18 protein-coding genes are annotated in these 22,344 nt (G+C 60.4%); 14 read left to right on the top strand and 4 right to left on the bottom strand.

Going from position 1 to position 22,344, the window contains the following annotated elements; all coding sequences use genetic code 11:
* Window positions 1-69 precede the first annotated feature (69 nt).
* The 7 genes from AAIS01_RS06635 (at window position 70) to fabI (ending at window position 9,945) form a co-directional block, all read left to right on the top strand.
* Window positions 70-1,500: a transglycosylase SLT domain-containing protein gene (locus AAIS01_RS06635; protein WP_343468344.1), complete on the top strand. Its 1,431-nt coding sequence runs from the start codon at window positions 70-72 to the stop codon at window positions 1,498-1,500.
* Between the two features lie 237 nt (window positions 1,501-1,737).
* Window positions 1,738-3,570, top strand: coding sequence for an extracellular solute-binding protein (locus AAIS01_RS06640; protein ID WP_431191907.1), 1,833 nt, complete (start codon window positions 1,738-1,740; stop codon window positions 3,568-3,570).
* Entirely contained in the window at window positions 3,567-5,420 is a 1,854-nt protein-coding gene (locus AAIS01_RS06645; RefSeq protein ID WP_343468345.1) for an extracellular solute-binding protein, read from the top strand. Before AAIS01_RS06640 ends, AAIS01_RS06645 begins: the two co-directional genes overlap by 4 nt.
* Window positions 5,421-5,424: 4 nt before the next feature.
* Window positions 5,425-6,498, top strand: a complete 1,074-nt coding sequence (locus AAIS01_RS06650; RefSeq protein WP_047225760.1) for a microcin C ABC transporter permease YejB — start codon at window positions 5,425-5,427, stop codon at window positions 6,496-6,498.
* 1 nt (window position 6,499) lies between these two features.
* Complete coding sequence (locus AAIS01_RS06655; RefSeq protein ID WP_343468346.1) at window positions 6,500-7,519, top strand: ABC transporter permease; 1,020 nt, start codon at window positions 6,500-6,502, stop codon at window positions 7,517-7,519.
* Window position 7,520: 1 nt separating this feature from the next.
* Window positions 7,521-9,131, top strand: a complete 1,611-nt coding sequence (locus AAIS01_RS06660) for an ABC transporter ATP-binding protein (protein ID WP_343468347.1) — start codon at window positions 7,521-7,523, stop codon at window positions 9,129-9,131.
* 19 nt (window positions 9,132-9,150) lie between these two features.
* Entirely contained in the window at window positions 9,151-9,945 is a 795-nt protein-coding gene (fabI, locus tag AAIS01_RS06665) for an enoyl-ACP reductase FabI (RefSeq protein WP_025213267.1), read from the top strand.
* A gap of 251 nt (window positions 9,946-10,196) precedes the next feature.
* Here the strand turns inward: fabI and AAIS01_RS06670 are convergent, their stop codons facing one another.
* A complete protein-coding gene (locus AAIS01_RS06670; RefSeq protein ID WP_343468348.1) occupies window positions 10,197-11,159 on the bottom strand; it encodes a GGDEF domain-containing protein in 963 nt (320 codons plus the stop codon).
* 137 nt (window positions 11,160-11,296) lie between these two features.
* On the opposite strand from AAIS01_RS06670, the gene AAIS01_RS06675 reads away from it, so the two are divergent.
* Window positions 11,297-12,121: a helix-turn-helix transcriptional regulator gene (locus AAIS01_RS06675; RefSeq protein ID WP_343468349.1), complete on the top strand. Its 825-nt coding sequence runs from the start codon at window positions 11,297-11,299 to the stop codon at window positions 12,119-12,121.
* A 103-nt stretch (window positions 12,122-12,224) separates the two neighbouring features.
* Here AAIS01_RS06675 and AAIS01_RS06680 read toward each other — a convergent pair whose 3' ends face one another.
* Complete coding sequence (locus tag AAIS01_RS06680) at window positions 12,225-12,812, bottom strand: LysE family translocator (protein WP_343468350.1); 588 nt, start codon at window positions 12,810-12,812, stop codon at window positions 12,225-12,227.
* A 202-nt stretch (window positions 12,813-13,014) separates the two neighbouring features.
* Here AAIS01_RS06680 and AAIS01_RS06685 point away from each other — a divergent pair, with 202 nt between their 5' ends.
* The 4 genes from AAIS01_RS06685 (at window position 13,015) to AAIS01_RS06700 (ending at window position 16,949) form a co-directional block, all read left to right on the top strand.
* Window positions 13,015-14,469: a TrkH family potassium uptake protein gene (locus tag AAIS01_RS06685; RefSeq protein WP_343468351.1), complete on the top strand. Its 1,455-nt coding sequence runs from the start codon at window positions 13,015-13,017 to the stop codon at window positions 14,467-14,469.
* 66 nt (window positions 14,470-14,535) lie between these two features.
* Window positions 14,536-15,618 (top strand): bifunctional transcriptional activator/DNA repair enzyme AdaA, encoded by a 1,083-nt coding sequence (locus tag AAIS01_RS06690; RefSeq protein ID WP_343468352.1) that lies wholly within the window; start codon window positions 14,536-14,538, stop codon window positions 15,616-15,618.
* 23 nt (window positions 15,619-15,641) lie between these two features.
* Complete coding sequence (locus tag AAIS01_RS06695; RefSeq protein ID WP_343468353.1) at window positions 15,642-16,259, top strand: DNA-3-methyladenine glycosylase family protein; 618 nt, start codon at window positions 15,642-15,644, stop codon at window positions 16,257-16,259.
* 201 nt (window positions 16,260-16,460) lie between these two features.
* A complete protein-coding gene (locus tag AAIS01_RS06700) occupies window positions 16,461-16,949 on the top strand; it encodes a GFA family protein (protein WP_343468354.1) in 489 nt (162 codons plus the stop codon).
* 104 nt (window positions 16,950-17,053) lie between these two features.
* On the opposite strand, the gene AAIS01_RS06705 is transcribed toward AAIS01_RS06700, so the two are convergent.
* Window positions 17,054-17,662, bottom strand: a complete 609-nt coding sequence (locus tag AAIS01_RS06705; protein WP_092396857.1) for a MiaE family protein — start codon at window positions 17,660-17,662, stop codon at window positions 17,054-17,056.
* A 159-nt stretch (window positions 17,663-17,821) separates the two neighbouring features.
* Between AAIS01_RS06705 and AAIS01_RS06710 the strand changes: the two genes are divergently transcribed.
* The gene (locus tag AAIS01_RS06710; protein ID WP_343468355.1) at window positions 17,822-18,685 is read left to right on the top strand and encodes a universal stress protein; all 864 of its coding nucleotides are present in this window, start codon (window positions 17,822-17,824) and stop codon (window positions 18,683-18,685) included.
* 136 nt (window positions 18,686-18,821) lie between these two features.
* Here AAIS01_RS06710 and AAIS01_RS06715 read toward each other — a convergent pair whose 3' ends face one another.
* Window positions 18,822-19,292, bottom strand: coding sequence for a DUF1289 domain-containing protein (locus tag AAIS01_RS06715; protein WP_047225747.1), 471 nt, complete (start codon window positions 19,290-19,292; stop codon window positions 18,822-18,824).
* A 408-nt stretch (window positions 19,293-19,700) separates the two neighbouring features.
* Here AAIS01_RS06715 and acnB point away from each other — a divergent pair, with 408 nt between their 5' ends.
* Window positions 19,701-22,301, top strand: a complete 2,601-nt coding sequence (acnB, locus tag AAIS01_RS06720) for a bifunctional aconitate hydratase 2/2-methylisocitrate dehydratase (protein ID WP_343468368.1) — start codon at window positions 19,701-19,703, stop codon at window positions 22,299-22,301.
* Window positions 22,302-22,344 lie beyond the last annotated feature (43 nt).

A 22,344-nucleotide genomic window follows, 5' to 3' on the forward strand; every position in this document is an offset into this window, starting at 1 on the left:
ATGGTTGACCTGTTGGGGTGCGCTTCCTAGAATCGGCCGACATTTTTGCCCGGAACTTACTTCCAGCCAATGTCGTCATCTATACGTAAGTCCGTCCAGTCAGACACATTGACCCGCCTGGCTCAAGCCGTTGCAGTGGCTGTGTCCGCCACCCTGGCGGGTTGCCAGAGCACGAGCCAGGTGCCGCAGACCGATGTGGCTCATACACCGAATATCGCCGCCCGCGCCAAGCAGAAGCCCATCTGGCTCACTGAAAAACCCACGCCTCAAGTGCCCCAGGACGTCTGGGAGCGCATGCGTCAGGGCTTCCAGCTGCAGGAAACCGCAGGCGTCAACCCGCGTATCGAGCAACAGCGCTTGTGGTTCGCCAGCAATCCGTCCTTCCTGGAAAACGCTGGCGAACGTGGCAGCCTCTACATTCATTACATCGTCGAGCGCCTTGAAGAACGCAACATGCCACTCGAGCTGGCACTGCTGCCGGTAATCGAAAGCGCCTACAACCCCATGGCTTATTCCAGGGCCCATGCGGTGGGCCTGTGGCAGTTCATCCCCTCCACGGGGCGCTACTTCAACCTGCGCCAGACCCGCTTCTATGACGGGCGTCGCGACATCACGGCCTCCACCACGGCCGCGATGGATTACCTGACGCGCCTGCACGACATGTTCAACGGCGACTGGTTGTTGGCGTTGGCCGCTTACAACGCAGGCGAAGGCACGGTCAGCCGCGCCATCGAGCGCAATGAAAAACTTGGCCTGCCCACCGATTACTGGAACCTGCCACTGCCCAGCGAAACCCAGGCCTATGTGCCGAAGTTGCTGGCGTTGTCCCAGGTGGTGCTTGCCCCGGAGGCCTACGGGGTCAACCTCAACCCGATCGCCAACGAACCGTATTTCCAGGTCGTCGAGATCAACCAGCGCATGGACCTGTCCAAGGTTGCAGCGGTGGCCGACATCGACGAAGACGAGCTGTTCCAGCTCAACCCGGCATTCAAGCAGCGCACCACCATCGACGGCCCGCAGCACCTGCTGGTGCCCACGTCCAAGGCCCAGTTGCTGACCGCCAGCCTGTCTACCATGCGCCCGGAAGAACTGATCAGCAAACGATCGCTCAAACCGGTTTTTGAGTCAGCCGAGGACAGCGCAGTGGCGGGTGCCAAGCGCACCTACCGCGTCAAGCGTGGCGATAACCTGGGTCTGATCGCCAGGGCCAACAATGTTCAGATCAAAGACCTGCAACGCTGGAACAGATTGAGCGGCAACAAACTCAAGATCGGCCAGACCCTGGTCATGCAGGACACCCGCAAACGCGTCAACACCGTAGTCGCGGCCAGCAGCAAGAATAAAAAGAAGCAGACTCAGTACAAGGTCAAGCGAGGCGACTCGCTGTACGTGGTCGCCAAACGCTTCAACGTGGAAATGCAGCACCTCAAGCGCTGGAATCCACGGGTCGGCAAGGCGCTGAAACCCGGGCAGATGCTGACGGTTTACTCCCCGCACTAACTTGTGGCGAGGGAGCTTGCGCCCGCTGGGCTGCGAAGCAGCCCCGAATCTGACACCTCGGTGTGACAGATGGATTGAGTGACCGCTTTTGGGGTCGCTTCGCAACCCAGCGGGAGCAAGCTCCCTCGCCACAGTTCAAGCAAATTCTAGAGCTTTGAGCCCCCGCCTTTTTCCTGCCGATACAAGCTGTTACTGTACAGGCCATAAAGCCCAAGCCGCCTGGATCGGATCTCAGACTTGATACGTCCCCTCCTCCTGCTCCTGATCAGCCTGGCCTTGAGCTCTCCCGCCAGCGCAACCATTAGCGAAAGCCATGGTTATGCGCAGTTCGGCACGCTCAAGTACCCGGCCAGATTCACCCACTTCGACTGGGTCAACCCGCAAGCGCCCAAGGGCGGAATCTTGCGGGTCATGGCATTCGGCACCTTCGATACGCTCAATCCCTACACATTCAAAGGCAGCAGCCCGGTTTCGACGCCCAATTTCTTGCAATACGGCATCAACGAGCTGAACGAACCGCTGATGGTTGGCACGGGGCAGTACGCGCCGTCCGGCGACGAACCGACGTCCAGCTATGGCCTGATCGCCCGGTCGGTGGAATACAGCGAAGACCGCAGTTGGGTGGTATTCAACCTCAGGCCCGAAGCGCGTTTTCACGATGGCGTGCCAATCACTGCCTATGACGTGGCGTTCTCCTATAGAACGCTGCTCAAGGAAGGCCATCCGCAGTACCGCACCAACCTTCAGGAAGTGCTACGGGTCGACATCCTCAACCCGCTGAAAATCCGCTTTGTGTTCAAGCGTACGGGCAACCCGCTGCTGATCCTGCGCCTGGGCGAGTTACCGGTACTGCCCCAGCACTATTGGAAAGACCGCGACTTCAAGGCCACCACCTTCGAACCACCGTTGGGCAGCGGCCCTTACCGGATCAGCAAAGTGCAGCCTGGTCGCCAGTTGGTGTTTGAGCGGGTCAAGAATTACTGGGGCAAGGACTTGCCGGTCAATCGCGGCAAATACAACTACGACCGGATGGACGTGGAGTTCTACCGCGACAGTGAAGTGGCTTTCGAAGCCTTCAAAGCCGGAGAGTTCGACATTTACATTGAGCACCAGGCCAAAAACTGGGCCAACGGCTATCAGTTCCCGGCGGTCAACCGTGGCGAGGTGATCAAGGCGCAGATTGCCCACCAGATCCCGACCCAGACCCAGGGTCTGTTCATGAACACCCGACGCAGCACGTTCGCCCAGGCCAAGGTGCGTGAAGCCCTGGGGATGATGTTCGACTTCGAGTGGACCAACCGCACGCTATTTAGCGGCGCCTACAAGCGCACCCTCAGTTATTACCCCAACAGTGAGTTCTCCGCCAGCGGCCTTCCGGTGGGCCACGAATGGCTACTGCTCAAGCCGTATCGGGACCAACTGCCGCCCCAGCTGTTCACCCAACCCTTCAGTCTGCCCCGGACCGACGGCCGGGGCATCCCCCGGGAAACCCTGCGCAAAGCCCTCGGGTTACTCAAGGAAGCCGGCTGGAGCATTCACGGCCAGCGCCTGCTCAACGCCGACAGTCAGCCATTGCGCTTCGAGATCCTGCTGGTGAACCCGAATCTGGAGCGCATCCTGCAGCCCTACGTGGAAAACCTCGCCAGCATCGGCATCCAGGCCCGCCTGCGTACGGTGGATCGCGCCCAATACAAGCAGCGCCTGGACCAGTTCGACTTCGACATGATCCTGCTGACCCTGGGCCAAACCCTCAGCCCGGGCCTAGAGCAATGGCAGTACTTCCACTCCAGCCAAGCGGGGGTCAAGGGCAGCAAGAACTACGCCGGCATCAACAACCCGGTGGTCGATCACCTGCTGGAAAAGCTACTGTCTGCCCGGACCCGCGACGAACAGGTTGCTGCCGGCAAAGCCCTGGACCGCGTGCTGTTGTGGCAGCACTACTGCATTCCTAACTGGTATCTCAATTATCATCGCCTGGCCTACCGTAACCGGTTTGCCTTTGTCACCACGCCGCCCTACACCCTGGGTTTGAGCGCATGGTGGCTGAAATCTTCGGAGAAAGATCAATGAAGCCTTTACGCGCCCTGCTCCTGCAGGCCAGTGGCCTGTTGTTCGCAGGACTGGCCTGTGCCGCACCGCAGCACGCCGTGACCTTGTACGACGAGCCGCCGAAGTACCCGGCCAACTTCAAGCATTTCGATTATGTGAACCCTGACGCGCCCAAGGGCGGGATTTTTCGCCAGGGCGGATTTGGCGGCTTCGACAGCCTCAACCCTTTTATCAGCAAGGGTGTCCCCGCCGATGACATCGGCCTGATCTACGACACCCTGGCCAAGCAAGGCCTGGACGAACCCTTTACCGAATATGGCCTGATCGCCGAAAAAATCGAGAAGGCCCCGGACAACGCCTGGGTGCGTTTCTACCTGCGACCCGAAGCCCGCTTCAACGACGGCCATCCCGTACGCGCCGAAGACGTCGTGTTCAGCTTCCAGACCTTGACCAAAGACGGGGCTCCGATGTTCCGCGGTTATTACAACGACGTTGCCGAAGTGATCGCCGAAGAACCGCTCAAGGTATTGTTCAAGTTCAAGCACACGAATAACCGCGAACTGCCCCTGATCCTCGGCCAGTTGCCGGTATTGCCCAAGCATTGGTGGGCCGGGCGCGAATTCAACAAGGGCAACCTGGACATTCCCCTCGGCAGCGGCCCCTATAAGGTCGCCGAAGTGAAGGCTGGCCGCTCGATTCGCTATGAGCGCGTGAAGGACTACTGGGGCAAGGACCTGCCGGTCAACCGCGGTTTCTACAACTTCGACGTGCTGACCACCGACTACTACCGTGACAACACCGTGGCAGTGGAGGCATTGAAGGCCGGGCAGTTCGATTTCTGGCTGGAAATGGCCGCCAAGAACTGGGCCAACGCCTACAACATCCCAGCCGTGACCGAAGGCCGGTTGATCAAGGAACAGATCCCCAACGGCAACCCCACCGGCATGCAGGGTTTTGTCTATAACCTGCGCCGTCCGGTCTTCCAGGACGTACGGGTGCGCAAGGCCTTGAGCCTGCTGCTGGACTTCGAATGGACCAACAAACAACTGTTCCACGGTGCCTACGCGCGCACCCGCAGTTATTTCGAAAACTCCGAGATGGCCGCCACCGGACTGCCCGGCGAAGACGAGCTGAAGATCCTCGAACCCTTGCGCGGAAAGATCCCCGAGCAGGTGTTCACCCAGGCATTCGAGCCTTCGGTATGTGACGGCAGCGGCATGATCCGTGACCAACAGCGCAAGGCCTATCAATTGCTGCAGGAGGCCGGCTGGCGCATCGTCGACGACAAGATGGTCGATGCCCAGGGCAAACCTGTGGTGCTGGAATTTCTGCTGGCCCAGACCGAATTCGAGCGGGTGCTGCTGCCGTTCAAGCGCAACCTGAGCGACCTGGGCATTGACCTGGTGATCCGCCGGGTCGACGTGTCGCAATACATCAATCGCGTGCGCTCGCGGGATTTCGACCTGATAGTGGGCAGCTTCCCGCAGTCCAGCTCACCGGGTAACGAACAGCGTGAATTCTGGATGTCGGCCGCCGCCGATAATCCCGGCAGCCGCAACACCATGGGCCTGAAGGACCCGGCAGTCGACCAACTGGTGGAGGAGCTGATCAACGCCGACTCACGCAAGAGCCTGGTGGCCCACGCCCGGGCGCTGGACCGGGTCCTGCAATGGGGCTACTACGTGATTCCCAACTGGCACATCAAGACCTGGCGCGTCGCCTACTGGAACCACATCGGCCACCCAAAAATCACCCCGACCTACGACATCGGCACCACCACATGGTGGGTCAAGCCAGAGGTCAAGCCTTCCATTGAGGTGGAAAAACAGGTCATCGAGCAAAAAATCGTCGCCCCGGCGAGTGTGGAGTAACCCGATGCTGGCTTATATTTTTCGGCGCCTGTTACTCATCATTCCAACGCTGTTCGGCATTCTGTTGATCAACTTCGTGATCATCCAGGCCGCGCCCGGCGGACCGGTGGAGCAGATGATCGCCAAACTCGAAGGCTTCGAAGGCGCCACCAGCCGCATTGCCGGCGGCGGCGCCGAAGTGTCGGTGGCCGGCTCCGCCTATCGCGGCGCCCAGGGCCTGGACCCGGCGCTGGTCAAGGAAATCGAGCGTATGTACGGCTTCGACAAGTCGGCGCCGGAACGCCTGTGGATCATGATCAAGAACTACGCCCGGCTGGATTTCGGTGACAGCTTTTTTCGCGACGCCAAGGTCATCGACCTGATCAAGGAAAAAATGCCGGTCTCCATCTCGCTCGGACTGTGGAGTACGCTGATCATGTACCTGGTGTCGATCCCGCTGGGGATCGCCAAGGCGACACGTCATGGCAGCCATTTCGACGTCTGGACCAGCTCGGCCATCATTGTCGGCTATGCCATCCCGGCGTTCCTGTTCGCCATCCTGCTGATCGTGGTGTTTGCCGGCGGCAGCTATTTCAACTGGTTCCCGCTGCGGGGGCTGACGTCCAACGATTTCGATGAACTGAGCATGGGCGGCAAGATTCTCGACTATTTCTGGCACCTGGCCTTGCCCGTGACAGCGCTGGTGATCGGCAACTTCGCCACCATGACCCTGCTGACCAAGAACAGCTTCCTCGATGAAATCAACAAGCAGTACGTGGTCACCGCCAAGGCCAAGGGCCTGACCCGCAATCGGGTGCTCTATGGTCATGTGTTCCGCAACGCAATGTTGCTGGTGATTGCCGGCTTCCCGTCGGCGTTCATCGGAATCTTCTTCACCGGCTCGTTGCTGGTGGAGGTGATCTTTTCCCTGGATGGCCTGGGATTGATGAGTTTCGAGGCGGCCATCAACCGTGACTACCCGGTGGTCTTTGGCACCCTGTTCATCTTCACCCTCCTGGGGCTGGTGGTGAAACTGATCGGTGACCTGACCTACACCTTTGTCGATCCACGCATCGACTTTGAAAGCCGGGAGCATTGAGATGAACCTCTCCCCCATCAATCGCCGCCGCTTCGAACTGTTCAAGGCCAACAAACGTGGCTGGTGGTCGCTGTGGCTGTTCCTGATCCTGTTCGGGCTCAGCCTGGGCGCCGAACTGATCGCCAATGACAAACCGCTGGTGGTGCACTACGACGACGGCTGGTATTTCCCGGCCCTCAAGCGCTACCCGGAAACCACGTTCGGCGGCGAATTTCCGCTGGAAGCCAACTACAAAAGCCCGTACATCCGCGATCTGCTGGCCGCCAAGGACGCGTGGGTGCTGTGGGCACCGATCCCGTTCAGCTACCAGAGCATCAATTACGACTTGAAGGTTCCGGCCCCAGCGCCGCCCTCCTCGGTCAACTGGCTGGGCACCGACGACCAGGGCCGCGATGTGCTCGCCCGGGTGATCTATGGCTTTCGTGTATCGGTACTGTTTGCCCTGACACTGACCCTCCTCAGCTCGATCATCGGTGTGATCGCCGGCGCCTTGCAGGGCTTTTATGGTGGCTGGGTCGACCTGGCCGGCCAGCGTTTCCTGGAGATCTGGTCGGGGCTGCCAGTGCTTTACCTGCTGATCATCCTGGCCAGCTTCGTGCAGCCGAACTTCTGGTGGTTGCTGGGCATTATGCTGCTGTTTTCCTGGATGAGCCTGGTGGACGTGGTTCGCGCCGAGTTCCTGCGCGGGCGCAACCTGGAATACGTGCGTGCCGCGCGGGCATTGGGCATGCAGAACGGCGCAATCATGTTCCGCCACATCCTGCCCAACGCCATGGTCTCGACCATGACATTCATGCCGTTCATTCTCACCGGCGCCATCGGCACCCTCACGGCCCTGGATTTCCTCGGGTTTGGCTTGCCTCCGGGCGCGCCGTCCCTGGGTGAACTGGTGGCCCAGGGCAAATCCAACCTGCAGGCGCCTTGGCTGGGCATCAGCGCGTTCGCCGTGCTGGCGATCATGCTGAGCCTGCTGGTATTCATTGGCGAGTCCGCTCGCGATGCCTTCGATCCGAGGAAGTGAGATGAATCAGGACAATCTGATCGAAGTACGCGACTTAGCGGTGGAGTTCATTGTCGGCGAACGGCGCCAGCGAGTCGTCGAAGGCGTCAGTTTCGACATCAAGCGTGGCGAAACCATGGCCCTGGTGGGTGAAAGCGGCTCAGGCAAGTCGGTGACCGCCCACTCGATCCTGCGGTTGCTGCCCTACCCGCTGGCCCACCATCCAACCGGGACCATCCAGTATTCCGGCCAGGACTTGCTGGGGCTCAAAGAAAAGACCATCCGGCATATCCGCGGCAACCGGATCGCGATGATCTTTCAGGAGCCGATGACGTCCCTCAATCCGCTGCACTGCATCGAGAAGCAGATCAACGAAGTGCTGGGCATTCACAAGGGCCTGTCCGGCAAGGTCGCTACCCGTCGCACCCTGGAGTTGCTGGAGCTGGTGGGCATCCCCGAGCCGCACAAGCGCCTCAAGGCCCTGCCTCACGAACTGTCCGGCGGCCAGCGCCAGCGGGTGATGATCGCCATGGCCCTGGCCAATGAGCCGGAACTGCTGATTGCCGACGAACCGACCACGGCACTGGACGTCACCGTCCAGCTGAAAATCCTCGAGTTGCTCAAGGAGTTGCAGGCGCGATTGGGCATGTCTCTGCTGTTGATCAGCCACGATTTGAACCTGGTACGAAGAATTGCTCATCGCGTATGTGTCATGCAGCGCGGTTGCATCGTCGAACAGGCATCGTGCGAAGAGCTGTTCCGCGCGCCGCAGCATCCGTACACTCGGGAACTGCTGGCCGCCGAGCCCAGCGGCAACCCGGCGACCAACGTGGTTGGCCCGCCGCTGTTGCAGGTCGAGGACCTGAAAGTCTGGTTCCCGATCAAGAAGGGGCTGTTCAAACGCACGGTGGATTACATAAAGGCCGTGGACGGTATCCGTTTCAGCCTGCCCCAGGGCCAGACCCTGGGCATCGTTGGCGAAAGCGGCTCCGGCAAGTCCACCCTGGGGCTGGCGATCTTGCGGTTGATCGGCAGCCAGGGGGGAATCCGGTTTGAAGGCAAGCAGCTGGACTGCCTGTCGCAGCAGCAGGTCCGGCCGTTACGCCGGGAGATGCAAGTGGTGTTTCAGGACCCGTTCGGCAGCCTGAGCCCACGGATGTGTGTCAGCCAGATCGTCGGCGAAGGCCTGCGGATCCACAAGATCGGCACCGCAGCCGAGCAGGAACAAGCGATCATCGCGGCATTGAAGGAGGTTGGCCTGGATCCGGAAACCCGGAACCGCTACCCCCATGAATTTTCCGGAGGGCAGCGGCAGCGTATCGCCATTGCCCGGGCCCTGGTGCTCAAGCCGGCGTTGATTCTGCTGGATGAACCGACGTCGGCCCTGGACCGTACCGTGCAACGCCAGGTGGTGGAGTTGTTGCGGTCGCTGCAAACCAAGTACAACCTGACGTACCTGTTTATCAGCCATGACCTGGCTGTCGTCAAAGCGCTAAGCCACCAGTTGATGGTGGTCAAGCATGGCCAAGTGGTCGAACAAGGTGATGCCCGCAGCATATTTGCCGCGCCGCAACACCCCTATACACAGCAGTTGCTGGAGGCCGCTTTCCTGGCCCCAACAACTGCCGAATAACCTGAAAGAGGAGCAACACATGGGTTTTCTCGCCGGTAAGCGCGTACTGATCGTCGGTGTCGCCAGCAAGCTGTCCATCGCATCCGGCATCGCCGCCGCCATGCATCGCGAGGGCGCTGAGCTTGCCTTCACTTATCAGAACGACAAACTCAAGGGTCGCGTTGAAGAGTTCGCACAAGGCTGGGGTTCGAGCCCTGAGTTGTGCTTCCCGTGCGACGTGGCCAGCGATGAAGAAATCGCCAAGGTCTTCGAAGCACTGAGCAAGAAGTGGGACGGCCTGGACTGCATCGTGCACTCCGTGGGCTTCGCCCCGGGCGACCAACTGGACGGCGACTTCACCGAAGCCACCACCCGTGAAGGTTTCCGCATTGCCCACGACATCAGCGCCTACAGCTTCGTGGCCCTGGCCAAGGCCGGTCGCGAAATGATGAAAGGCCGCAACGGCAGCCTGTTGACCCTGTCGTACCTGGGCGCCGAGCGCACCATGCCGAACTACAACGTGATGGGTATGGCCAAGGCTTCCTTGGAAGCAGGCGTGCGTTACCTGGCCGGCTCCCTGGGCCCGGACGGCACCCGCGTCAACTGCGTATCGGCCGGACCGATCCGCACCCTCGCCGCTTCCGGCATCAAGAACTTCCGCAAGATGCTGGCCGCCAACGAAGCGCAAACCCCGCTGCGCCGCAACGTCACCATCGAAGAAGTCGGCAACGCCGGCGCCTTCCTGTGCTCGGACCTGGCCTCGGGCATCAGCGGTGAAATCATGTACGTGGACGGCGGCTTCAACACCACCGCCATGGGTAATCTCGAAGAGTAATCTTCACGCCACGTGCTATGCGTAAAAACGCCGCTTGTCCTGAGAAGGGCAAGCGGCGTTTTTTTGCCCCTCTATTTTCCAGTCACAGCACTCCTCCTGTGGGAGCGGGCTTGCTCGCGATAGCGGTAGGTCAGCTCACATGGATACTGACTGTGCTGACGCCTTCGCGGGCAAGCCCGCTCCCACATTGGTTCCGAGGTGGGTCAGCTTGCAGTGATATTGGATGTGTCGCCGTCAACCCGATTCCACTGTCAGCGACGCAGCGTCTGTTTCTGAGCGTACATGGCTGCATCGGCATCTGCCAAAAGACTGTCGATCGACTGACAGCGCTGGGGATCGTATTCGATCTGACCGACGCTGAAACGGATGTCATAGCCACGCTGCAACATCGCGTTGCGCTCGTCGAGGATTTCCCCGAGCCGCGCCATGATCGCCGCGGTTTCGACATGGGAAGAGCCGGTGAGCAACGCCACGAACTCATCGCCGCCCAGGCGACCGATCACATCACTTTCGCGGAAGGCGATGCGTAGCACGTCGGCGAAGGTTTTCAGTGCCGTATCGCCCTCGGCGTGTCCAAAACGGTCGTTGATGGGTTTGAAATCGTTGAGGTCGAAGAACAGCAGCGTCGCCGGGCGCGACAGGCGCTCGCACACGCTCAACGCATGCTGGGCCAGCGTCTTGAAGCCACGCCGATTGGACAGCAACGTCAGTTCGTCCATGCTCGCCATCTGCACGGCAACCATTTCCTGTTCGGCCATGCTGGCAAGGTCGCGCAGCAGTTCGCGCTCTTCGTCATTGAGCTTGCGCGGCCGGGTGTCCAGCAAACACAAGGTTCCAAGCTTGCTGCCGTCATCCAGTGCCAACGGCTGCCCGGCGTAGAAGCGAATGCGGGGTTTGTCCGTGACGAACGGGTTGTCGCGAAACCGTTCGTCCTGTTCCGCGTCGCAGACCTCCATAATCTGATCCTGCAAAATGGCGTGCGCACAAAATGAAACGTCGCGCCCGGACTCACTGGCGTCCAGGCCCGCGTTGGATTTGAACCACTGACGGTTGGCATCCACCAACGACACCAGTGCAATGGGCACATCGAACAAACGCCGGGCCAGGCGAGTCAGGCGATCGAAGCGCTCCTCGGGCGCGGTGTCGAGCAATTTGAGCGAGTGCAAATTCTTGAGGCGAACGGCTTCGTTATCCGGTTTACCTGGCGCAAGCATCGGGAACTCCATCGAGAGGGCTTGTTGAAGTCTAGCCCAGGCCCACGCCCCTTCAAACCGAACGACCAAATCAAACAGGCATTTATCGACGGGGCCGAATACACTGCGACCCAGGTTCAAGACGAGGACGCTTACCGATGAAGCCCGCCACCCACGATGCCGCCCCACGTTTCTGGCGTGATGCAGCGCTGCCCTTCCTCGAAGCCCGAGCCATCGCCGACGGGCGCAAGGTCTGCTATTCGCGTCATTCCCATGACCATTTTTCCATCGGGGCAATCACGGCCGGGCGCAGCACCTACCTTCATGAGCACTCGAATTTCCAGGTAGAGAGCGGTACGGTCGTGCTGATGAACCCTGGCGCTGTCCATGCGTGCAACCCGATCAATGATCAACCATGGTCGTATGTAATGCTGTACGTCGACACCCAGTGGCTGACGGACTTGCAGCGCCGAATCGGCTTTGACGAGACCCTGGATTTTCAAGGTTTTGCCACCACCCACAGCCGTGACATCGAGCTGTTTGCCGCATTACAGGGTTTATATGCACAACTGGTGGACGAGCGGATCGACATCGCCGGCAAACACGCCGCCGCCGAAGCGTTTTTCATCGACCTGCAACACCGGCTCAACCCCGCCGGGCGCCCGGACCGCGGCAGCCATCCGGGGCTGATGCGCGCGGCGCAGTTCATCCATGACCATTGCAGCGAGGCCTTGAAACTCGAAGACATCTGCGCCGCCGCACAACTGTCGCCGTCGTACCTGAGCCGGGCCTTCAAGCGCCATTACGGCATGACGCCCCATGCGTTCCTGGTCAATCGTCGAATCCAGTTCGCCCGTCGACAGTTGCGCGAAGGCAAGCTGATCGCCGATGTGGCACTGGACAGCGGATTCGCCGACCAGGCGCATTTCCAGCGCGCCTTCAAACAACACCTGGCCGCCACGCCGGGCCAATATCGCGGCTGATGCAGCGCTCGGGCCTGAACACATTCAGTGGCGAGCTTGCTCCCTCGCCACAACGGCACTCCGGCCTGAAAATAGGGATTGCCACTACTTCAGCGGGCCCGACTCAAGGCAACAGCAAATACACCGCGCTGACCACCAGTAACGCCGCCATCGTCCGATTGAACAGGCGCATGGTCGTCGGGTTGCCCAACCAGCCCCGCAAAAAACTGCCGGCATAGGCCCAGCAGCCCACCGAGAGGTAACAGATCACCAGGTAGATGGCCGCGAACTGCCACACCAACCGCGCCTCACCATCAGCCACGAACGCGCCCATCCCGGCCACACAGGCCAGCCATGCCTTGGGGTTGAGCCACTGCATCAACGCGCCGTAAAACATCGACGGTGCCCGTTCCTCGTCTCCGCCCCCTAGGTGACCGTTGTCCATCGCCAGTTTCCAGGCCATGAACAACAGAAAACCCACGCCCCCCAGTTGCACCACTCGCGTGAGGCCCGGCCAGCGCTGCAGCACTTCGTGCAACCCCAGCCCCATCAGCACCAGCAGCAAGACAAACCCCAGAGTGGCACCGGCCACATGGCGCAAGGTTGCACGAAACCCGTAGCGAGCCCCGGAGCTGAGGGCGACGATATTGACCGGGCCGGGCGTGATGGAAGCGACCAGCGCGAACGCCGCCATGGAAATAATCAGACTCATTGCATACCTTCTTCATGTCCGTGAGGTGGCGTTCAAGGTAAATTGCACGCCACCGGCGGTCTTGAACAAAACTGCCCAATGACGGCCACTTACCGTCCTGCGCGAACAGGTGCTGTTTCGAGCGCTTTTTTTTACGCAAACTTTACGCAGCGTCCGGTCATCGAAATCGATACTGGGCGGCTCATTCTTTCAGGCGTGTGTTATGTCCCTTGCGGCTGTGCGGTTTATCGGATTCATCCTCGGCATTTTCCTGATCACCTTGGCCGCCAGCATGGCAATTCCGCTTCTCACACTGATGGTGTACGAGCGCAACGATGACCTCTCGGCGTTTTTGTGGTCGAGCCTGATCACCTTTGTCTGCGGCATCTTGCTGGTAGCCCGCGGCCGGCCGGCACACATACAACTGCGTCCGCGGGACATGTATCTGCTCACCACCGCCAGTTGGGTCGTTGTCTGCACCTTCGCGGCCCTGCCGATGGTGTTTATCCAGCACATCAGTTACACCGACGCATTCTTCGAAACGATGTCCGGCATCACCACCACCGGCTCGACCATCCTCACCGGCTTGGACAATGCCTCCCCCGGCCTGCTGATCTGGCGCTCAATGTTGCAGTGGCTCGGAGGGATCGGCTTCATCGGCATGGCGGTGGCCATCCTGCCGCTGTTACGGGTCGGCGGCATGCGACTGTTCCAGACCGAATCATCGGACTGGTCAGAGAAAGTCACACCGCGCTCCCATGTCGCGGCGACTTATATCCTGTGGCTCTACGTAGGGTTAAGCGCCTTGGCTACCCTGGCCTTGTGGCTGGCGGGCATGACGTTTTTCGACGCGATCAACCACGCAATGTCGCTGATTTCCACCGGCGGATTTTCCACTTCGGACTCGTCCCTGGCGCACTGGTCTCAACCGGCTATCCATTGGATCTCGGTGATCATCATGATCGCCGGCGCACTGCCCTTCACTTTGTATGTCGCCACGTTGCGCGGGAACAAGCGTGCGTTATTCAGGGATCACCAGGTCCGGGGATTCATCGGCTTCCTGGTCATTACCTGGCTCGTGGTGGGGACCTGGCTGAGCCTGAACAGCGATTACGCCTGGCTGGACGCCGTGCGCATCGTGGCCGTCAACGTGACGTCGGTAGTCACCACCACGGGTGTGGCGTTGGGTGACTACACGCTCTGGGGCAGTTTTGCCCTACTGCTGTTTTTCTACCTGACGTTTGTCGGCGGTTGTTCCGGCTCCACCTCCGGCGGGCTGAAGATCTTTCGCTTTCAAGTGGCTGGCGCCTTGCTGATGGGCAGTTTGAAACAACTGATCCATCCGCGGGCGGTGATCCAGAAAAAATACAACAATCACCCCATCGACGAAGAGATTGTCCGCTCACTGCTGACGTTCTCTTTTTTCTTCACCATTACCATTGGTGGTATCGCCCTTGGACTGGCGCTGATCGGCCTGGACTGGACCACAGCCCTGACCGGTGCCGCCACGGCCGTGTGCAACGTAGGCCCAGGGTTGGGTCCGATCATCGGCCCGGCCGGGAACTTCTCAACCTTGCCGGACGCGGCCAAATGGCTATTGACCATCGGCATGTTGCTGGGTCGACTGGAGATTCTGACCGTCCTGGTGCTGTTTACGAAGGTGTTCTGGCGATACTGAGGCGGATGGAAATTCACTGTCGATTTTTCGGTGGAGCCGTCGCGGGCCTGGCTCTATGCTCACCCCATGAACCTACACGACTCGTTACTCCCACCCCATGCCGAGATGGTCCGCGCCATGCTCGAACGAGACACCGCCTACGAAGGGGTGTTCTTCACGGCGGTCAAGACCACCGGCATCTTCTGTCGCCCCAGCTGCACGGCACGCAAGCCAAAGCCGGAGAACGTCGAATTCTTCGCCCACGCTGACGAAGCCATGTCGGCTGGCTATCGGGCCTGTCTGCGGTGCAAGCCGCTGGATGCCGCCGCGATCGCGCCGGGCTGGATCCAGACGCTGCTCAAGGCCGTGGACGATCAACCCGACCTGCGCTGGACCGATGCCTCGTTGCAGGAACAAGGCATCGAACCGCTGAAGCTGCGGCGCTGGTTCAAGCAGCATTTCGGCATGACTTTCCACGCGTACCTGCGCACCCGTCGGTTGGGCCTCGCGCTGGGGGGCATCAAACAAGGGACTTCCATCGACAATGCGGCTTTCGATTCGGGCTACGAGTCCCTGAGCGGATTTCGTGACGCCTTCGTGAAGTCTTTCCACATCACACCGGGTCGCGCCGCCCACAGCGAACCCCTGCTGTTCACCCGCCTGACCACGCCCCTGGGGCCGATGCTGGCCATGGCCGAACGGCGCGGCCTGGTGTTACTGGAATTTCTCGACCGCCCGGCCCTGACTCGGGAAATCGAAGAATTGCAACAGCGCTATGGCTACAGCGTCGCGCCGGGGCACACCCCCCACTTGCAACAGATCGAAACCGAACTGGTCGACTACTTCGCAGGGAAGCTCACCTCGTTCAGCGTGCCGCTGCACATGCCCGGCAGCGCCTTCGCCATGCGAGTCTGGGCTGAACTGGAAAAAATCCCCTACGGCCAAACCCGTAGCTACGGCAGCATCGCCACCGCCCTCGGTAGCCCTGGTGCCAGCCGCGCGGTGGGGCTGGCCAACGGCCAGAATCGCCTGGCCATCGTCATCCCCTGCCACCGGGTAATCGGGGCGGACGGTTCATTGACCGGTTATGGTGGCGGGCAGCCACGCAAGGCATTTCTATTGCGGCTGGAACAAGCCGCTGTGCAGGTTAGCCTGCCACTGGCGTTTTGATCAGCCTGGAGAGCGGCCACCTGATGGCTGAGTCCTACCATGACGCCCGTGTCTTTCTGGCAAGCCTCGACGAAGACTGGCGCCGTCATGTCGAAATGATCGGCCCTTGCCTGCTGCAGCCCAAACCGTCCCGCGACCCGTACGAAGCCCTGGTCCGGGCGATTGCCTATCAACAACTGCATGCTAAAGCCGGCGATGCGATTCTCGGCCGCTTTCTGGGGCTGTTTCCCGGCGGGACTTTCCCCAGGCCGGAGCAGATCCTGGCGACTGACGTCCAACAGCTGCGCGATTGCGGATTTTCCGCCAACAAGATCGCGACCATACAGGGCATCGCCCAAGCGACGATGGACGCGGTGGTGCCGGACTACGCCACGGCCCTGGCCATGGATGATGAGGCCTTGATCGAACGCCTGATCACCTTGCGCGGCGTCGGACGCTGGACCGTGGAAATGCTGCTGATCTATAGCCTGGAACGGCCGGATATTCTGCCGGCGGATGACTTTGGGGTGCGGGAAGGTTATCGGCGGCTCAAGGGCTTGGACGTCCAACCCACGCGCAAACAGATGGTTGGGATTGGACAGGCGTGGAGCCCGCATCGGACGGTGGCGGCGTGGTATTTGTGGCGGGTGCCCGGTCGCTAGAGCGCGTCATCGTTCATCGCGAGCAGGCTCGCTCCCACAGGGGATTTCCTGTGTAGACATTACTTGTGTTCACTGAAGATCAAATGTGGGAGCGAGCCTGCTCGCGATGGCTGCCGCATGGCCGGCCTGAATTCAACTGTCAAAAAACGCTGAGCGTCTAGGCTATCCAGAACCATTCCCAATCGCCAACTGGAGGTTCTCATGCAGCTCGAAGGATCCTGCCACTGCGGCGCGGTGTCGTTCAGCCTCACCTGCGCCCACCCCTACCCTTATCAACGCTGCTACTGCTCGATCTGTCGCAAGACCCAGGGCGGTGGCGGTTTTGCAATCAATCTCGGGGGCGATGCCCGAAGCCTGAAAGTACGCGGTCGCAAGCACATCTCGATCTACCATGCACGGCTCAAGGATGAAGGGGATAAACGCGCCCACCGCAGCAGCGCCGAACGGCACTTCTGCTCCCTTTGCGGCTCGGGTTTGTGGCTGTTCAGCCCCGAATGGCCGGAGCTGATCCACCCGTTCGCCTCTGCCATCGACACGCCGTTGCCGGTACCGCCTGAGCACACCCATCTGATGCTGGGCTCCAAGGCTCCGTGGGTGGAAGTCGAGGCGCATGCGGGTGATCAGCAGTTCGAGGTCTATCCCCAGGAGTCCATTGCCCAGTGGCATGAGCGGCTGGGTTTGACCGATTAGGGGCTTTCATAAAAGATCGCAGCCTTCGGCAGCTCCTACAGTTGGATGGCGTGCGTTCTGTAGGAGCTGCCGAAGGCTGCGATCTTTTTTTGATCCTACCTATCTCACGCAGCGACGGGCACACCGCTGTGGAAGCGAAATTCCACATCCGGCGACTCAATCAGCGCCTGCTCGGCGTCACGCACCTTGTCGATCACCTGGGCAATGTCCTTGGCGTCGCCATACTGGTAGGCCAACTTCAGGTAACCCTGGAAATGCCGGGCCTCGCTTTTGAGCAAGCCGAAATAGAACTTGCCCAGTTCTTCGTCCAGGTGCGGCACCAGGGCCTCGAAACGCTCGCAACTACGGGCTTCGATGAAGGCGCCGACCACTAGGGTGTCCACCAGTTTCACCGGTTCGTGGCTGCGGACCACTTTGCGCAGCCCCGAGGCGTAACGCCCGGCAGAGAGCTGGCGCAAGCCGACCTTGCGTTTTTTCATCAGACGCATGACCTGTTCGTGATGCACCAGTTCTTCCCGGGCCAGACGTGACATCAGGTTGATCAGGTCAACGTGGGAGTGGTACTTGGCGATCAGGCTCAGGGCGGTGCTGGCGGCCTTGAATTCGCAGTTCTTGTGGTCGATCAGCAGCGTCTCCTGGTCGGCCAGCGCCGCCTGGACCCAGGCATCGGGCGTGCGGCAACCAAGGAATTCATGAATTTCGGGAAGGATCATGGGGCTCACGGAAAAAGGTAGTCGAGCGAAGGGCGCCGATTATACCGGCCTGCTTCCAGACCACCAGCCACCGCCGTTGATATGCATCAAGTAGACGACGCCCCCATAGCAACTATAGTTGAGCAACGCCATGCCTTTTTATTGCTGGAGACGCCGATCATGCAAGCCATTCGCAGCATTCTGGTGGTCATCGACCCCGAACATTCGGAAAGCCTGGCGCTCAAGCGCGCCAAATTGATCGCCGGTGTGACCCAGGCTCACTTGCACCTGCTGGTGTGCGACAAAAAGCATGACCATGCCGGCATGCTCAGCGTGCTGAAGGCCGCACTGCTGGCAGACGGTTACAGCGTGACCACCGAACAGGCCTGGAACGAAAGCCTGTACGAAACCATCATCGACGTCCAGCAGGCCGAAGGTTGCGGCCTGGTGATCAAGCAACATTTTCCCGACAGCCCGCTGAAAAAAGCCCTGCTCACCCCGGCAGACTGGAAACTGCTGCGCCATTGTCCGACGCCGGTGCTGCTGGTGAAAACCGCCGGTTCCTGGAAAGACAAAGTGATCCTGGCCGCGGTCGACGTGGGCAATGCCGACGGCGAGCACCGTCACCTGCACGCCACCATCATCGATCACGGCTACGACATCGCCAGCCTGGCCAAGGCGCATCTGCATGTGATCAGCGCCCATCCCACACCGATGCTTTCGTCCGCCGACCCGACGTTCCAGCTCAAGGAAACCATCGAGGCCAAATACCGCGAACAATGCCGGGCGTTCCAGGCTGAGTTCGACATCGACGACCAACACTTGCACATCGAAGAAGGTCCGGCGGACGTCCTGATTCCATACATGGCGCGCAAGCTGCAGGCGGCGGTGACAGTGATCGGCACCGTGGCGCGTTCCGGGTTGTCCGGTGTCCTGATCGGCAATACCGCCGAAGCGGTGCTCGATACGCTGGAAAGCGATGTGCTGGTGCTCAAGCCGCAGGAGGTTGAGGATCATCTGGTGGAGTTGGCGGTCAGGGAGTAAATAAGCTGTGGTGAGGGGATTTATCCCCGTTGGACTGCGGAGCAGGCCCATCACTCTAAACGCCAGACGCCTGCTTCGCAGCCGAACGGGGATAAATCCCCTCGCCACAAAAGCTCTTTGCACAAATGGCCGGGAGTCAGCCGCCGATTGCATCCTTCAGAAACCCCGGCGCGATGTAGCGCTGGTAATGGGCTTCGGACAGCAGGAAAAATTCCCGATCAATGGCATCGCGCAGGTCCGGCAGATCCCAGTCGCGAAATTCGGGCATCAGCACCATGCCGTAGGCTTCCAGGTTGTTGATCACCCGCGCGCCACGGGCGATCAACTGATAAGCCCAGCAATATTCCGACTGGTGCGGCACAAAACGGATCTTGCGTGTCTCCAGTTGCTGGCGCAGCAGAGCAGGATCAAAAACCTCCAGCTTGGCCACCATGACCTGGACCAGCAGTTGCTCCAGTCGCATCCACACCGCTCGTTTCTCGTCCTCGTTATAGCCGTTCCAGTGAATCACTTCATGGTGGAACCGCTTGCAGCCACGGCACACCAGGTCACCATAGACAGTGGAGCAGAGGCCGACACAGGGGGTCTTGATGAGCTGGTTGGGCATAAGGAAAAGCACACGCAAAAGCAGGACAGGCCGGCATGTTAGCCCTTTGTCTAAGATTGATCACCCCTCAAACTTCAGGGCCTAACTTACGTTTATTTTTTTTTTGCCGTAGAATCAGCCAGCCTTTTAAGGCGCCAATGTCCGTTAGAAGCTGTTTTCAAAGCGTCACGAGCACAGTCGTTCCTTCAGAGCGGTGTTGGCCGAGGGTCTTTCCAGCGGGGAAAGCCCAACGCCAACCCTCATCAGCTCCCCGTTCTGCAGGCGTAAAACTTTGAAAGCAGCTTCTGTGAGGAACTTGCGGAAACTCTGGCGTGGTGGCTCAAAAAGCCCCCGACGCGCATGAGTACCGTGGGTTTCTGGATGAGCGTCCCGGACACCCATTTGGGACCACTGATGAGGGTAATAACTGTGCTTGAAGCCTACCGCAAACATATCGAAGAGCGTGCAGCACTGGGTATCGTTCCCCAGCCGCTTAACGCCGAACAAACCGCAGGCCTGATCGAGCTGCTGAAGAATCCTCCGGCTGGCGAAGAAGCTTTCCTCGTTGACCTGATCACCAATCGCGTTCCGCCTGGAGTCGACGAAGCCGCCTACGTGAAGGCCGGTTTCCTGTCCGCCCTGGCCAAAGGCGAAGCCCAGTCCCCTCTGCTGGACAAGAAGCGCGCCGTTGAACTGCTTGGCACCATGCAGGGCGGCTACAACATCGTCACCCTGGTGGACCTGCTGGACGACGCCGAACTGGCGCCAGTCGCCGCCGAAGAACTCAAGCACACCCTGCTGATGTTCGACGCTTTCCACGACGTGGCTGAAAAAGCCAAGAACGGCAACGTTCACGCCAAGGGCGTGCTGCAATCCTGGGCCGACGGCGAGTGGTTCAAGAACCGCCCGGTGCTGGCCGACAAGATCAGCCTGCGCGTGTTCAAGGTTACCGGCGAAACCAACACCGACGACCTCTCCCCGGCTCCTGACGCCTGGTCCCGCCCGGACATCCCGCTGCACGCCCTGGCCATGCTGAAAATGGCCCGTGACGGTATCGTGCCCGATGAACAAGGCAAGACCGGCCCGATGAAGCAGATCGAAGAAATGCGCGGCCAGGGCTTCCCGATCGCCTACGTCGGTGACGTGGTCGGTACCGGTTCGTCGCGTAAATCAGCCACCAACTCGGTGCTGTGGTTCTTCGGTGACGACGTGCCTTACGTGCCGAACAAGCGTGCCGGTGGTTTCTGCTTCGGCAGCAAGATCGCGCCGATTTTCTACAACACCATGGAAGACGCCGGCGCCCTGCCGATCGAATTCGATGTGTCCAACATGCACATGGGCGACGTGATCGACCTGTACCCGCATGCTGGCAAAGTCTGCAAGCACGGCACCGACGAAGTCCTGACCACCTTCGAAATGAAGACCCCGGTCCTGTTGGACGAAGTGCGCGCCGGTGGCCGTATCCCGCTGATCATCGGCCGTGGCCTGACCGAGAAGGCACGTGCCGAGTTGGGCCTGCCCGCTTCGGACCTGTTCAAGAAGCCTGAAGCACCGGCCGAAAGCACCAAGGGTTTCACCCTGGCGCAGAAAATGGTCGGCAAGGCCTGCGGCGTGACCGGCGTTCGTCCGGGCACCTACTGCGAGCCGAAGATGACCACCGTCGGTTCCCAGGACACCACTGGCCCGATGACCCGTGACGAATTGAAAGACCTGGCGTGCCTGGGCTTCTCGACCGATCTGGTGATGCAGTCCTTCTGCCACACCGCGGCCTATCCAAAGCCGATCGACGTGACCACCCACCACACCCTGCCTGACTTCATCATGACCCGTGGCGGCGTGTCCCTGCGTCCGGGCGACGGCATCATCCACAGCTGGCTGAACCGCATGCTGCTGCCGGACACCGTCGGCACCGGTGGTGACTCCCACACCCGTTTCCCGATCGGTATCTCGTTCCCGGCCGGTTCCGGCCTGGTGGCGTTCGCCGCCGCCACTGGCGTCATGCCGCTGGACATGCCGGAATCGATCCTGGTTCGCTTCAAGGGCAAGCTGCAACCGGGCGTCACCCTGCGTGACCTGGTACATGCCATCCCTTACTACGCGATCCAGAAAGGTCTGTTGACCGTCGAGAAGAAAGGCAAGAAGAACGCCTTCTCCGGCCGCATCCTGGAAATCGAAGGCCTGGAAACCCTGACCGTCGAGCAAGCGTTCGAACTGTCCGACGCCTCGGCCGAACGTTCGGCTGCCGGTTGCACCATCAAGCTGTCCAAGGAATCGATTGCCGAATACCTGCAATCGAACATCACCCTGCTGCGCTGGATGATCGGCGAAGGCTACGGCGATGCCCGCACCCTGGAGCGTCGTGCCCAAGCGATGGAAGCCTGGCTGGCCAACCCGGAACTGCTGGAAGCCGACAAGGACGCCGAATACGCCGAAGTCATCGAGATCGACCTGGCCGACGTCAAGGAGCCTGTGCTCTGCGCGCCGAACGACCCGGACGATGCCCGCCTGCTCTCCAGCGTCGCTGGGCAGAAGATCGACGAAGTGTTCATCGGTTCGTGCATGACCAACATCGGCCACTTCCGCGCTGCGGGTAAGTTGCTGGAACAGGTCAAGGGTCAGCTGCCAACCCGTCTGTGGCTCTCGCCGCCGACCAAGATGGACGCTCACCAACTTACCGAAGAAGGCTACTACGGCATCTACGGCAAGGCCGGTGCCCGGATGGAAATGCCAGGCTGCTCGCTGTGCATGGGTAACCAGGCACGCGTGGAACCGAACTCCACCGTGGTGTCGACGTCGACCCGTAACTTCCCGAACCGTCTGGGCGACGGCGCGAATGTCTACCTGGCTTCGGCCGAACTGGCATCCGTGGCGTCCATCCTGGGTCGCCTGCCGACCGTCGAGGAGTACATGGAATACGCCGGCAAGATCGACAGCATGGCAGCGGACGTGTACCGCTACCTGAGCTTCGACCAGATCGCCGAGTTCCGTGAAGCGGCTGCCAATGCCAACATCCCGGTCGTTCAAGCCTAAGGCTTCAACGCTCGACTGAAAACGCCGCCCCTCTTGCGAGGGG

It is taken from the genome of Pseudomonas halotolerans (assembly GCF_039581215.1).
In the GTDB taxonomy this organism is placed as follows: Bacteria; Pseudomonadota; Gammaproteobacteria; order Pseudomonadales; family Pseudomonadaceae; genus Aquipseudomonas; species Aquipseudomonas tehranensis.

What these genes read in the sequence shown, in the direction of transcription:
- AAIS01_RS06660 (WP_343468347.1), top strand. Translation starts at nt 7,521, where the DNA reads ATGAATCAGGACAATCTGATCGAAGTACGCGACTTAGCGGTGGAGTTC.
- AAIS01_RS06685 (WP_343468351.1), top strand. Translation starts at nt 13,015, where the DNA reads ATGTCCCTTGCGGCTGTGCGGTTTATCGGATTCATCCTCGGCATTTTC.
- AAIS01_RS06645 (WP_343468345.1), top strand. Translation starts at nt 3,567, where the DNA reads ATGAAGCCTTTACGCGCCCTGCTCCTGCAGGCCAGTGGCCTGTTGTTC.
- AAIS01_RS06670 (WP_343468348.1), bottom strand. Translation starts at nt 11,159, where the DNA reads ATGCTTGCGCCAGGTAAACCGGATAACGAAGCCGTTCGCCTCAAGAAT.
- AAIS01_RS06655 (WP_343468346.1), top strand. Translation starts at nt 6,500, where the DNA reads ATGAACCTCTCCCCCATCAATCGCCGCCGCTTCGAACTGTTCAAGGCC.
- AAIS01_RS06710 (WP_343468355.1), top strand. Translation starts at nt 17,822, where the DNA reads ATGCAAGCCATTCGCAGCATTCTGGTGGTCATCGACCCCGAACATTCG.
- AAIS01_RS06680 (WP_343468350.1), bottom strand. Translation starts at nt 12,812, where the DNA reads ATGAGTCTGATTATTTCCATGGCGGCGTTCGCGCTGGTCGCTTCCATC.
- AAIS01_RS06690 (WP_343468352.1), top strand. Translation starts at nt 14,536, where the DNA reads ATGAACCTACACGACTCGTTACTCCCACCCCATGCCGAGATGGTCCGC.
- AAIS01_RS06650 (WP_047225760.1), top strand. Translation starts at nt 5,425, where the DNA reads ATGCTGGCTTATATTTTTCGGCGCCTGTTACTCATCATTCCAACGCTG.
- AAIS01_RS06715 (WP_047225747.1), bottom strand. Translation starts at nt 19,292, where the DNA reads ATGCCCAACCAGCTCATCAAGACCCCCTGTGTCGGCCTCTGCTCCACT.
- AAIS01_RS06635 (WP_343468344.1), top strand. Translation starts at nt 70, where the DNA reads ATGTCGTCATCTATACGTAAGTCCGTCCAGTCAGACACATTGACCCGC.
- AAIS01_RS06705 (WP_092396857.1), bottom strand. Translation starts at nt 17,662, where the DNA reads ATGATCCTTCCCGAAATTCATGAATTCCTTGGTTGCCGCACGCCCGAT.
- AAIS01_RS06700 (WP_343468354.1), top strand. Translation starts at nt 16,461, where the DNA reads ATGCAGCTCGAAGGATCCTGCCACTGCGGCGCGGTGTCGTTCAGCCTC.
- AAIS01_RS06695 (WP_343468353.1), top strand. Translation starts at nt 15,642, where the DNA reads ATGGCTGAGTCCTACCATGACGCCCGTGTCTTTCTGGCAAGCCTCGAC.
- fabI (WP_025213267.1), top strand. Translation starts at nt 9,151, where the DNA reads ATGGGTTTTCTCGCCGGTAAGCGCGTACTGATCGTCGGTGTCGCCAGC.
- AAIS01_RS06675 (WP_343468349.1), top strand. Translation starts at nt 11,297, where the DNA reads ATGAAGCCCGCCACCCACGATGCCGCCCCACGTTTCTGGCGTGATGCA.